The organism is Synechococcus sp. OH2 (genome assembly GCF_047462155.1).
GTDB lineage: Bacteria > Cyanobacteriota > Cyanobacteriia > Thermostichales > Thermostichaceae > Thermostichus.
Genome location: NZ_JANSIR010000116.1, coordinates 1 through 11630, shown reverse-complemented (window position 1 = coordinate 11630; position 11630 = coordinate 1). Strand labels below are relative to the sequence as shown.

12 protein-coding genes are annotated in these 11630 nt (G+C 61.0%); 9 read left to right on the top strand and 3 right to left on the bottom strand.

Annotated elements, in window-relative coordinates:
• The first annotated feature begins 425 nt into the window (after positions 1–425).
• The 3 genes from NW835_RS12395 to NW835_RS12385 all read left to right on the top strand — a co-directional run bounded on the left by NW835_RS12395 (position 426) and on the right by NW835_RS12385 (position 1575).
• Complete coding sequence (locus NW835_RS12395) at positions 426–728, top strand: urease subunit gamma (RefSeq protein ID WP_414365225.1); 303 nt, start codon at positions 426–428, stop codon at positions 726–728.
• Positions 729–779: 51 nt separating this feature from the next.
• A complete protein-coding gene (locus tag NW835_RS12390) occupies positions 780–1187 on the top strand; it encodes an urease subunit beta (protein WP_414365226.1) in 408 nt (135 codons plus the stop codon).
• Positions 1188–1323: 136 nt separating this feature from the next.
• Complete coding sequence (locus NW835_RS12385) at positions 1324–1575, top strand: hypothetical protein (RefSeq protein WP_414365228.1); 252 nt, start codon at positions 1324–1326, stop codon at positions 1573–1575.
• A gap of 106 nt (positions 1576–1681) precedes the next feature.
• On the opposite strand, the gene NW835_RS12380 is transcribed toward NW835_RS12385, so the two are convergent.
• Together NW835_RS12380 and NW835_RS12375 are read right to left on the bottom strand one after the other, a co-directional pair.
• Entirely contained in the window at positions 1682–4048 is a 2367-nt protein-coding gene (locus tag NW835_RS12380; RefSeq protein WP_414415462.1) for an endonuclease MutS2, read from the bottom strand.
• Positions 4049–4093: 45 nt separating this feature from the next.
• The gene (locus NW835_RS12375; protein WP_414365230.1) at positions 4094–4258 is read right to left on the bottom strand and encodes a hypothetical protein; all 165 of its coding nucleotides are present in this window, start codon (positions 4256–4258) and stop codon (positions 4094–4096) included.
• 211 nt (positions 4259–4469) lie between these two features.
• Here NW835_RS12375 and NW835_RS12370 point away from each other — a divergent pair, with 211 nt between their 5' ends.
• The 4 genes from NW835_RS12370 to NW835_RS12355 all read left to right on the top strand — a co-directional run bounded on the left by NW835_RS12370 (position 4470) and on the right by NW835_RS12355 (position 6346).
• The gene (locus NW835_RS12370; RefSeq protein WP_414365231.1) at positions 4470–4874 is read left to right on the top strand and encodes an NIL domain-containing protein; all 405 of its coding nucleotides are present in this window, start codon (positions 4470–4472) and stop codon (positions 4872–4874) included.
• A gap of 109 nt (positions 4875–4983) precedes the next feature.
• Positions 4984–5205: an NAD(P)H-quinone oxidoreductase subunit L gene (gene ndhL, locus NW835_RS12365; RefSeq protein WP_414365233.1), complete on the top strand. Its 222-nt coding sequence runs from the start codon at positions 4984–4986 to the stop codon at positions 5203–5205.
• A 27-nt stretch (positions 5206–5232) separates the two neighbouring features.
• Positions 5233–5574 carry a DUF3007 family protein gene (locus tag NW835_RS12360; RefSeq protein ID WP_414359467.1) on the top strand — a complete coding sequence of 114 codons (342 nt, stop codon included), beginning with the start codon at positions 5233–5235 and terminating at the stop codon, positions 5572–5574.
• A 172-nt stretch (positions 5575–5746) separates the two neighbouring features.
• On the top strand, positions 5747–6346 hold the full coding sequence (locus NW835_RS12355; protein WP_414415442.1) for a response regulator: 600 nt from the start codon (positions 5747–5749) through the stop codon (positions 6344–6346).
• 77 nt (positions 6347–6423) lie between these two features.
• On the opposite strand, the gene NW835_RS12350 is transcribed toward NW835_RS12355, so the two are convergent.
• Positions 6424–7476 (bottom strand): sensor histidine kinase, encoded by a 1053-nt coding sequence (locus NW835_RS12350; protein ID WP_414365239.1) that lies wholly within the window; start codon positions 7474–7476, stop codon positions 6424–6426.
• Positions 7477–7900: 424 nt separating this feature from the next.
• Between NW835_RS12350 and NW835_RS12345 the strand changes: the two genes are divergently transcribed.
• Positions 7901–8542, top strand: coding sequence for an ABC transporter permease (locus tag NW835_RS12345; protein ID WP_414365241.1), 642 nt, complete (start codon positions 7901–7903; stop codon positions 8540–8542).
• 7 nt (positions 8543–8549) lie between these two features.
• Entirely contained in the window at positions 8550–11465 is a 2916-nt protein-coding gene (locus tag NW835_RS12340; protein ID WP_414415441.1) for an ATP-binding protein, read from the top strand.
• Positions 11466–11630: the final 165 nt, after the last annotated feature.

The window sequence follows — 11630 nt, the reverse complement described above, 5'->3', positions numbered from 1 at the left end:
TTTCTTGCCAAACCAAGAGCTTCCACCTCTTTCCACCTCTGCCGTTGCCCACAGGATCTTCCGTTGTCTGGGAGTCAGTTCGAGTTTCATGGCTGCTCAAAAGAACCCAATCAACACCTGCTAAGGGGAATTAGCCAATGGATCTCAGGTCAACCAAGCTAGGGCTAAATGAGGATCGGATAAAGTTTTACTTCTATTTTTAACTTTATTGTTACTCTTTCATCATGGGTTGCAGGGGCGGAAAGTAGCAACGGCAGAGGTGGAAAGAGGTGGAAGCTCTTGGTTTGGCAAGAAAAGCGAAACACCCTGTAGCCTCTGCAGCCTTTTTTCGCCCAGAGGTGGTACTAAAGTGTTAAGTCAACTCTAGGCTAAGTGAGCCTGCTGCTGTCTGTTCTGTATCGTTTTGTATCTTTCGAGGTTGCTCCATGTACTTGTCCCCCCAGGAGAAAGACAAGCTGTTGATCTACCTGGCCGCCCAGTTAGCTCGGGATCGGCGGCAGCGGGGCCTCAAACTCAATTACCCCGAGGCGGTGGCCTACCTGAGCGCAGCCATCTTGGAGGGGGCGCGGGAAGGGAAAACCGTTGCTCAGTTGATGAGTGAAGGGCTGACGTGGCTGAGCCGAGAGGACGTGATGCCAGGGATCCCGGAGATGATCCCGGAAATTCAAGTAGAGGCAACCTTCCCCGACGGAACCAAGCTGGTGACCCTTCACCACCCCATTCGCTAGCTGCTTTCTAAGGATCTCCCAAAGACCCAGAGACTTCAGGAGGTTGTCCATATGGCTCGCAAATCCAAAGCCACACCTGCTGCCGACCCTGAACCAGCCCCGATCCCGGGAGAGCTGTTGCTGGCAGAGGATCCCATCCAAGCCAATGTCGGGCGGGCCACTGTGACGCTGGAGGTCACCAACCGGGGGGATCGGCCCATTCAGGTGGGATCCCATTTTCACTTTTTCGAGGTCAACCGAGCCCTGGTGTTCGATCGCGCCGCCAGCTTTGGCATGCGCCTCAACATCCCTTCCGGCCAAGCGGTGCGTTTTGAGCCGGGGCAAACCCATCGGGTCACTCTGGTAGCGCTGGGAGGCAAGGGGCTGGTGCATGGCTTCAACCGGCTAACGGAGGGCAGCGTCCGCTCTGCAACGCAAAAGCGGCTGGCTCTGGCCCGATTGCAGGAGTGGATGGGCTAGGTGGCTAAGCGCTATGGACATAACGCCCCCCGAAGCATGCAGCTTTGGGCATCTAGGCTGAGGCTTGGCCATATCCCCATCCCGCCTCAAATTTAGGAGAGTAGGGCTATCCAATTCTTCCTCTAGGATCTGGCCAATGTTAGAGCGTGAGACCGTTTGGTGGATGGGGGTACAGGGCTTGGGGCTGAATCTTTCCGGGTTGGCCCTGTTGGCGGCAGCAGGTGCCACTTTCGGCCCCCTCGGCTGGACCAGTGCGACGGTGGCGGTGATGCTCAAGTTAATTGGAGATAGCCAACTGCTGCGCGCCTACTGGCTTTGGCAAAGTCGGCACCGCCAAGCGGGATCCCAGCCTGTCACCTCAACAGCGGCGCTCCAAAGTCAAGTCTGAAACCGTCTGCCCCTCTGCCAAAGGGGGAGGGAAGGTCAGAGACCTTCATCACACTGGACAAGGCTCTCGGTAATGTTGGAGCCAGCCCGCCGAAAGCCGCTCAGCCTCACCGCAGGTGGGCTACCGTTACGCCCGTACCCCCATCCTGGGGATCCGCCGGGGCAAACCTCTGGACACGCGGGTGATTTTGGAGGTAGGCCTGGACGCCGGCCCGCAGGCGTCCCGTGCCGTGGCCGTGGATGATCCAAACCGGGCCAGGAGGGGCTTGGGCAAAGTGCTGTTCCAGAATCGCCTCGGCATCGGCTACAGTTTTCCCCCTTAGGTCAAGGGTGTTGCGGCTGGTGCGCAGGTTCAGGGGAGCAGTGGTGGGCGGAGGGGAGGGAGGAGCTTTGGGGCGCTGGCGCTGTTTGGCCTGATGTTCATCGATGGGATCCAACTGGCCCCGCGGCACCGTGAACTTGAGGATGCCGCTGCGCACTACATACACATCCCCTTCGACGGCAATCACCTCCCCCGTCTGCCCCAGGCCCCTCAGCCGCACCCGATCCCCCACCTCCGGCACGAACTCAGTCTCAACGGGCGGCGACGGCGGCGAGTAGTGCCCGCGAATCTGCTCCAGCTCAGCAGCGACCTGCTGGGGATTGTCCCCCTGCTGCAACTTGCGGATGGCGGCGGCCACCTCTCGGCGGGCAGCGGCCAAGAGGGCTTGCAGCCCCTGTCGCTGCTGGTACTCCAGTTGCGCCTCTCGCTCAGCCATTTGCCGGCTGCGCTGCTGCATTTGGCGGTACAGGGTTTCCAGCTCTTGGTGCAGGGATCCCACCTGGGCGGCCCGCTCTTCCAACTGGGCCCGTTGCGCCTCCAGCCCCGCGATCACCTTATCCACCTGGCTTTCCCCCTGCAGATGCTGCTGCGCCCGCCGCAGAATCTCCGGCTCCAGGTGCAGCCGCCGGGCAATGGCAAAGGCATTGGAGCGACCAGGGATCCCCCACAGTAGGCGGTAGGTGGGGGCTAGAGTGGCCTCGTCAAACTCCACCGAGGCATTCTCAAAGCCGGGGTGCTGGTACTTGAGGGCCTTCAGCTCGCCGTAGTGGGTGGTGGCCAAGGTAAGCAGGGCCTTTTCCGAGAGATACTCCAATAGCCCAGCCGCCAGGGCCGCACCCTCGCTAGGATCCGTGCCCGCCCCCACCTCGTCCAGCAGAACAAGGGCCGGCGCCGGGTCTGACTGCAAAGCCTGCACGATGCGGCTGATGCGGCGAATGTGCCCGGAAAAAGTGGAGAGGCTTTGCTGCAGCGATTGCTCGTCGCCGATGTCGGCATAGACCCCGTCGAACCAGGGCAGTTGGGGCGGATCCTGGGCAGGCAGGAAGATCCCCGCCTTGGCCATAAGCACCAATAGCCCCAAGGTCTTCAGAGCAACCGTCTTGCCACCGGTGTTGGGGCCGGTGATGACCACGGCGCGGATGGACTCGGAGAGGGTGAAATCAATCGGGATCACCTCCGGGCCCTTGCCTTCCTCGCGAGACTGCCACAGAAGCAAGGGGTGCCTAGCTTGGCGCAGGCGCAATCCTGCCGGGACAAACTGGGGGCGATTGCCCGCCAACCAAAGACTGTAGCGGCCACGGGCCAAGGCCACCTCCAGCCCCACCAGCACCGCCTGCAAATGCTCCAGATCGGTGGCCACGGATCCCACCTGGGCAGAGAGCGCCGCCAAGATTCGCTCTTCCTCCGCCTGGATCTGGGCCTGGGTTTCCCGCAGCCGGTTGCCCAGCTCCACCACAGCGTAGGGCTCCACATAGAGGGTGGCCCCACTGGCAGAGCTGTCGTGGACGATGCCCCGGATCACGTCGCGGTGGGTGGCCTTCACCATCAGCACAAAGCGCCCCTGCCGCTGGCCAATCAACGTGTCCTGCAGCGCCTGGGGGTGCTGGCTCATCACCTGTTGTAGGCGTTCTTGGATCTGGTTGCGGTACTGGCGGTGCTGACGGCGTAGGTCTGCAAGCGCGGGGCTGGCGCTATCTCTCACCTCGCCGTGCTCATCCAGGCAGCGGAAGATCTCCTGCTCTAGCTCAGGATAGGTGCGCAGTGTGCTCACCCACTCCTGCAGGCGGGGCAGGCGCTCGTCAGCATCGATGAGACGGCGAAGGCGGCGAGCAGCCCCCAAGGTTGTGGCAATCTGCACCAGCTCTTCCCCGCTCAGAATGCCCCCCCGTTCGGCCCGTTCCAGGGCTGGCAGCAGGTTGTGGATCCCGTCCAGAGAAACCCCCCCCGGCTGGCTGCAATCCAGCCGGATGGCCTCCTCCGTTTGATCAAGACAGACCTCGCTCTCGGCGCGGCTCCGCCAGGGATCCAGCTCTAGGCAGGCGCGGCGGCCTAGGGGTGTGGCGGCAAAGCTGGCCAAGTGTTGGCAGAGGCGGGGCCACTCCAACAATTCCAAAGTTTCTTGGCGGAGGGAAGGATCAGGCTCAGAACAGATCGGCAGCAGGTGCAAAGGGGTGGGCGTAGGCATTACCGAAGGAAATTAGCAATTCGAGGAAGAACGGAGCTGCAGTCGCTTCATCTCTTGCAAAAACTGCCGCTGGTAGTTGAGAAAGGCGGTGTGCCATTCGCGGAAGCGGCGCTCGCCATCGCGCACCAACATCTGTCGATAGTGCTCGGAGTTGAGTCGGGGCCGGGCTGAGTTCATGGGAATCGAAGACGCTCTGCCCCTATTGTGGCAGGCTGTGGGGCGCCTTTCGTAGTTCCCAACCTGGGGGCAGACGGTGTTGGGAGCGGATCCCATCTGTTCTGGCGGTGAGGAGGAGATTTTGCACTTGCGGCATGGCCAAACTTGGCAGTCGGCCTTGGCATACTCATACTGGAAGAGTCACCGCACCTCCGATACGCAAGTCAAATCCGTGCGCAAACGAGTGACCCTGATTTTTCCTCGCCACTTGGTGAATGTGCCCCTCACCTATCGTCTGGCCAAAGACTTCGATGTAGCCGCCAACATTGTCCGCGCCAGAGTAACCCCCAACGAAGTGGGCACCCTGGTGGTGGAGCTCTCGGGAGATATCGACCAGGTGGAGGCAGGTCTGGAGTGGGTGCAGTCTTTAGGCATTGAGGTGGCCGAGCGGGCCAAAGAAATTCAGATCGACCCAGATTCGTGCGTGGACTGCGGCTTGTGTACAGGCGTTTGCCCCACCGAGGCGCTGAAGATTGCCGCTCCTGACTGGAAACTGGAGTTTCTGCGTAATCGCTGTGTTATGTGCGAACAATGCATCTCTACCTGCCCTGTCGGGGCCATCAGCACGAGTTTATAGCCATAAGGCGAAGAGCCGGCTAAGCCGACAAGTTTATTCGCTATTACAATGCTGTAATGTAACCCCGATGCGGGCTGGATTGGCACAGGCTAATTTGAGGCAACTGGAGATGCTTTCGACCCCAACGCTCATTGGCTTGACCTATGCTGCCCTAGCAGTTCTCTACCTGCTGGTGCTGCCGTTCTTGTTTTTGGTGTACGTGGACAAGCGCTGGAACTACAGCGGTGCCTGGGAAAAGGTGTTGATGTTTTTCCTAGTTTTGTTTTTCTTCCCCGGTATGGTGCTCGTGGCTCCCTTCATGACGTTTCGGCCCAAGCCGCGTTCGCTCTAGAGCCCGCCCTTCTGCAACCTACCAGCTATGCGCAGACGGGATGTTCTCGGCATTGGCCTAGCCCTGCTCTTGGGGGGAGGACTTTTCTACGGGCTGTTGCTTTGGGCCGGCTTGGATACGGGCGCGGCGCAGCAGGTGTCAAGCGTGGTGTTTCTGCTGGGGTGCCTGGGCTGGACTGTGGGCTACCTGAAGCGGGTGTTGAGCAGGGAAATGACCCTGAAGGCCCAGTGGGCCGCTTTTGAGAGGCAGCAAATCCAAGAGAAACTTCACTCCCTCTCCCCAGAGGAGTGGCAGGCCTTACAGGCCGAGCTGGGATCCGAAACCGAAGAGAAAGCTGAGGTTGGTTTGCCCGAGCAAGGCAAGCGCTGAAGCTGCCGGACAAACTGTACCCAAAAATCTGCCGCAAATTGGTGGAGTTTCAGCTACCCGAGCGGCGGGGTCGGCCCAACACTACCTGTATAGCTAGTTACTGTTTCTTCTTGATTGGAAATGCTAGCTTGCGCCCTAGGCAAAGTTGTGAACTGAGGCGAGCCGTTAAGTCGTGCAGGTTTCCCCTTCCCCTTTTGCTCACCTATCTCTGCTCACCGTGACCAAGACCGTTTTGGTGGCTCAGGGTCAGCCTTGGCAGGCCCAGCTCTGGAAGTCGGTGCTGGAGTCTCAGCGCCATGCAGTGGTGCTGGTTTCTCCTCAGGCAGATCTGGTGGAGGTGTCGGCAACTCATCCTCCGGATCTGATGGTGGTGGATATGACGACGGGGCTGTTTAACCCCTATGCCTTTTGTCGAGAGTGTCGGAGCCGGCTTCCGGATATCCCTGTGATTCTCACTCATCACCCCCGTCGCCGCATTGAGCCGGCAGAGCGGCGCTGGGCCATTTACCAGGGGGCAGCCGAGGTGATCCCTGGTTTGGCCGAAGCCGACGACATTCTTCACTCCCTCGAGCAAGTTTACAAGGCAGCCAGGTGGCCTTTTCCCATTGACACGGCAGCTCTTCACGCGGTTCTCGAGCAGGCGGGTTTGCGGCCTGAAAAAGACAGCTCCCTTCCTTCCCCGCCCGTTGCACCAGAAGAACGCCAAGAGCAAACGGCTGCGCCCCCACCGGCAAAGTACCGGTTGATGTATCGGGGCCGTCCCGTCGAGTGAACTGCAAGCGCTCCACACCGCTAACGCGAAGCAGGGAACTGCCTTCGGTGTTTTTCTCCCTCTGGCGGGGCTGGGGATCAGGGCAGCACCAGGGCCAGGGTAGTGCCCTGGGATCCCGTCTCCACCAAACGCAAGTCTCCTCCGTGGGCTTGCAGGATACGCTTGGCGATGTACAGCCCCAGACCTCCTGAGCCGGTCGGGTAGTGCTGGCCGGCAATGTGAATGGGTTGGGCGATGTAGGGCTGGGCCAGATCTTCCAGGGGAGCCGGCAGGCCGGGCCCGTCATCCCGCACCTGGATCTGCCGGGGGCTGACGGTCAGCACCACCGCATGGCGGGCGTAGCGCAAAGCATTGTCCACCAGGTTCACCAGCGCCCGCTCCAGCTCGTCCTCATCGGCGGCGCCCCACCCTTCTCCCTCCACCTGCAGGTCGATCTCCCGCTCTCGAGCCAGGGATCCCATACGTTCGGCCACCCGTCGGGCCAGGGATCCCAGATCACAGGGCTGGGGATGCAGGGCGATCTCGCCCCGCTCTAGGCGGTAGGCCTCCACCATCTTTTGCACCAGGGCCAGGTTGCGCTGGTTCTCCTCCAGCATGCGATTCAGCAGGGCCAGCCGCTCCTGGGGACTCAAGGGGAGCTCCTGCTTGAGAGCACTTAGCAGATGCCCAAAGGCAATGAGAGGAGTTTTTAGATCGTGCACCAAGGTAGCCGTGAAGGCCTCCCGCCGTCTTTGATCGCTTTGGATTTGGCGCAGCAAATGGGCAAAAGCTTGCCGCAGGATCAGAGCCTCTTGGGGATCCCCTGGGCGGAGCAGCAAAGTCCAGCGGTCTGGCTGGTTGATCAAGGTTTCTAGGTGGGCCAGCTCGCGGGCCAGCAACGTCAGGGGCCGCAAGAGCATGGAAGACAAGGCATAGCCTGCCAGCGCCGATAGCACCGCCAGCAGAGGGATCCACAACAGCAGCAGGAGAGATCCCTCGGGACTGAGCTCTGTGCCGGGCAGGATCCACTGCACCGACAGGATGAAAACCAAGTTGGGGACAAAGGAAAGGCTGGCAATCACCAGCGCTACCTGAGTGCGCAGGCTGTGGGGAAAGCGACGGCGCCAGAACTCAAGTAGACGGCGTCTCAAGGGGGAATGGAGAGAGGGCTGAGTTGAATTAGGCCAGGAGCGAGCAAACAAGTCAAGAGGGCTGGCAAAATATAGGGGCTGACTGCAAACTCTACAGCGGGGTTGGTCTGTTGATTTGGGGGGATTTGACACTCCCCCGACTAAAAAAGTCGAAGGGTTCTTACGCAGTCCACAGTTGGACTCGGAAAGGCGCTGTCAAGATGCCCTTAGACGGTTCCTAGAGACAAAGCGTCAAGGTTCCGCTTACTTGTTGACTTACGGCACTGTCCGGGTTTTTCACCGGGGTAGGTGCTGACTTAGGATTACAACATAACATTGGCGAGCGACTCCAGTCGCTCGAAGGCTTTTCCGCCCCGCACTACTCGCGCTAGCGGCGCGGAGCGCTGAGTACGGGGCTACCAAGCTACTCTGCGTGTAGCTCTCGATGAGCCTCCTGGATCGCTCCTTGCACTATGCTCAAAGCAACAGCGACCTGCTAGTTCAAGCTTTCCTCCAGCACCTGCAACTGGTGGTGGTGCCGCTGGGGATCGCGTTGCTGGTGGGCCTGCCCTTGGGTTTTGGCAGCTCCCGCTCGCAGGTGGTTTCCCTCGTGGTGATCAATGCCTTCGGCAGCTTGCGGGTGATCCCCAGCTTGGCGATTTTGTTTTTGGCCATTCCCTACTTTGGCCTTGGCTTTCAGTCGGCGGCGATTGCCCTGACGATCTTGGCCTTGCCCCCCATTTTAATCAGCACGGATGTGGCCTTCCGCAGTCTCGATCCGGCTCTACGCGAAGCTGCTTTGGGAATGGGCATGACGCCGGCGCAGGTGCTACGCCATGTGGAGATCCCCTTGGCGTTGCCGGTAATCTTGGCCGGTGTTAAAACCGCTACTATCGAGGTCATTGCCAGCGCCACGTTGGCGGCCTTTATCGGGGCGGGCGGGCTGGGCAGCTTCATCACGCTGGGGTTTGCCCTCTACGACAACGCCATCCTGTTGGTGGGAGCGATCCCGGTGGCGCTATTGGCCATTGGTGCCGAAATTCTCCTCGGCGCTTTGCAGCGAGCTCTGGAGCCGCCCCAAGCCTAGGGATCCCATGCTGTTTTCCTCTTCTTCTCCAATGCGCCTGCCCTTCCTCACTTCTCGAGCGGTTCCTTTGCAGGTGGCGCTGCTGTTGCCGCTGCTGTTGGCGGTGGCTGGGGGGGCAGGCGGGGTGGGCTATCTCTCCTGGCGGGCTGGCCGGCAGATGGCGCTGCAGTTGGCCGAGCACCTGAAGAGTGAGGTTAACCATCGCACCGAAGAGCACCTCAGGCGCTATCTCCAAGCCCCCCTTCAGATCAATGCCCTCAATCAAGGGGCAGTCCAGTGGGAGCTACTGCCCAATTTGACCGCGCTTCAGCCGCAAGATCTGGAGAGGCTTGAGGCCTATTTTGCCCGCCAGTTGCAGCAGTTTCCCGAGCTGAGCTATATCGGCTTTGTCTCAGCGGAGGGGGGGTTTGTAACCGCCCGCCGCTACACCGGTGGGTCGATCTGGACCTACCACACGCCAGGCCTGAAGCCGGGATCCGTCCAGGGCCGCCAGCGGGATCCGGAAAGCGGGGATCCCACCGGCTTGACGCGGCAGTTGGGCTTTGTGGATTTGCGGCGGCTGTCTTGGTTTCCCGGGATCCTGCAACAGGAAGGGGCCCGCCGTACCTGGGTGGTGAGCAACTTTTTTGTCGAGTTTCCCAATCAGAGGCCGGAGCGGCTGATCCTGGCGGCGCTGCCCTTGGCCGAGGCGGAGGGGCGGGTTTACGGCAGCTGGGTGGCTGCTCTCTCGGCTCAGCAACTGCAGGCTTTTCTGGAGGATCTGCAGGTCAGCTTGGCGTATCCAGGGGTGAGCTGGTTGCTGGATGAAGAGGGCCAGGTGGTGGCCGGCAGGGAGGAGCTGTCTCCCCAGCCGCTGCTGCTGGCTGTGCAAGAGCAGGTGGGATCCTGGGCAACGGCGGCCTCTGAAGGTTTGCTGCGCCTTAGGGTGGACGGGATCCCTTACTGGGTGCAGGTGACGGCCATTCAGGATCAATGGGGGCCGGGCTTTTACTTCGTCTATGGGATCCCGGAGGACGCCCTTTTAGCCCCTGTCTATGCCAGTGCTCGGCAGGCGGCCCTGTTGGGGGGTGGGCTGCTGCTGGGCTTTTTGGCCGCCGGGATCCTCCTCAGCGAAGCCCTCTCTCGTCCGCTGCGCCGCCTTACCCAAATAGCGGAGCAATTTGTGCACACTGAGATCCCGGCCTGGCCCCCTGTGGATCCCGGCCCTATCCAAGAGGTGCAGACCCTGGCCAAGGCTTGGCAGCAGGCGGCCACCAACCAACAAGCTTTGCTGGATCGCCTCTGGCAACAGCAGCAGCAGTACCGCGCTGTGGTGGAGCAGCAGACGGAGCTGATCTGCCGCTTTCAGCCCGATGGGAGAATTACCTACGGCAACCCTGCGCTCTTGCGCTTTTTTGGCTGTTCCCCAGAAGAAGTGTTGGGCCGACCTTGGCGGGATCTGCTCCCGGAAGAAGAGCAAGCCGCGGTGCTGCAGTCCCTTGCGGCTCTGACGCCTGGGCACCCTTACCACCGCAGCGAGCGGGAGTACCCCGGCGAAGATGGCCAATCCCGCTGGGTGAGCTGGGTGGATCAGGGCATTTTCGACAGCCAGGGCCAACTGGTGGAGATCCTGTCGGTGGGGCGGGAGATCACCGAGCAAAAGCGGGCCCAGCAGCAGCTAGAAGCCCTCAACCGCGAGCTGGAAGCCCAGGTGGCGCTGCGTACTGCCAAGCTGCAGCAGGCTTTGCGCTTTGAGGCGGTGCTGCGCTCCCTCAGCGGCCAGATGGTGGCCAGCCTCAAGGAGGGGGAGATCCTGGAAGAGGTGGTCAAGAGTCTGGCCGAGGCCCTCAACCTAACCGGCTGTCATATTTTCTTGACCAGTGCCGATGGATCCTCTTGGATCCCGGCTTGCTCGTTTCCGGAGAAGGCGGATCCCGCCTACCTCAACGATCCCGAGCTGAGGCACCTGCTGCACTTCCCTGCATTTCTCGAGCAGCCTTGGGAAGTCGACTGCTGTTGTCAAAAGGAGCGAGAGGGGCACTGGGTACAGCTTCTGGCTTGCTCCCTTTGGGACAAGCAAGAGCGGCTGGGGCTGTTGCTGTTGGAGCGGCAGCAGGAGTTTTCCGAAGCGGAGAGACAACTGGCCTACCAGGTGGCCAACCTGTCTGCTCTGGCTCTGCGGCAGGCCCGTCTGTATGAGGCGGCCCAGGCCCAGGTGAAGGAATTGGAGCGGCTCAACCTGCTCAAGGACGATTTCTTGAGCACCGTCTCCCACGAGCTGCGCACCCCCATGACCAATGTGCGCATGGCCCTGCAAATGTTGCAAATAGCCCGCGATAACCCCGAGAAGCAGCAGCACTATTTCGCCATCGCCCTCAAGGAATGCAACCGCCAAATTGAGCTCATCAACGACCTGCTGGACATGCAGCGGCTGGCAGCCGAGAAGTATCTGCTCCAACCCGAAGAGATCTTTCTGCCGCGCTATTTGCGGGATCTGGTGGCGGCAGTTCAGCCCCTGGCCCAGGCCAAAAACCAAAGTTTGCAACTGCATCTAGAAGAGGGGATCCCACCCCTTGAGGCGGATCCCACGGCTCTGGGCCGCATCTTGCGCGAGCTGCTGCACAACGCCGTCAAATACACCGCCCCCGCGGGATCCATCCACCTGCAGGTGGCCTGGGAAGGAGAAGGGATCCTCTTTGTCTGCAGCAACAGCAGCGAGATCCCGGAGTCGGAGCTGCCCCGCATCTTTGAGAAGTTCTACCGCATCCCGCAGTCGGATCGCTGGAAGCACGGCGGCACCGGCCTGGGGCTGGCCCTGGTCAAGCAACTGGTGGAGCACATGGGGGGCCAGATCTCCGTCAGCAGCTCGGAAGGATGGACGCATTTTCGCGTTTGGCTGCCTCCCGCCCTGCCGGTGGCAACTGCAAAAAAACTCCGAACTTGAGCATCTAAGAACGGCCAAGGGCTGGCCCAGGGGAAGGCAAGGGCGGGGGGGAAGCGTGCAGAAAGGATCCCCGTAGTTGACCACAGGCGGCGTTGCCATCCAGGCCGCGGGTTTGGCGCACGCTGGCCCGCACGTGGTGCTCTTCAAGCAGCCGGACGAACTCCG

Bases quoted from the DNA above. Each gene is read 5' to 3' on its own strand.
- NW835_RS12375 (WP_414365230.1), bottom strand. From the start codon at position 4,258: ATGAACTCAGCCCGGCCCCGACTCAACTCCGAGCACTATCGACAGATG.
- NW835_RS12340 (WP_414415441.1), top strand. From the start codon at position 8,550: ATGCTGTTTTCCTCTTCTTCTCCAATGCGCCTGCCCTTCCTCACTTCT.
- NW835_RS12395 (WP_414365225.1), top strand. From the start codon at position 426: ATGTACTTGTCCCCCCAGGAGAAAGACAAGCTGTTGATCTACCTGGCC.
- ndhL (WP_414365233.1), top strand. From the start codon at position 4,984: ATGCTTTCGACCCCAACGCTCATTGGCTTGACCTATGCTGCCCTAGCA.
- NW835_RS12390 (WP_414365226.1), top strand. From the start codon at position 780: ATGGCTCGCAAATCCAAAGCCACACCTGCTGCCGACCCTGAACCAGCC.
- NW835_RS12360 (WP_414359467.1), top strand. From the start codon at position 5,233: ATGCGCAGACGGGATGTTCTCGGCATTGGCCTAGCCCTGCTCTTGGGG.
- NW835_RS12345 (WP_414365241.1), top strand. From the start codon at position 7,901: ATGAGCCTCCTGGATCGCTCCTTGCACTATGCTCAAAGCAACAGCGAC.
- NW835_RS12385 (WP_414365228.1), top strand. From the start codon at position 1,324: ATGTTAGAGCGTGAGACCGTTTGGTGGATGGGGGTACAGGGCTTGGGG.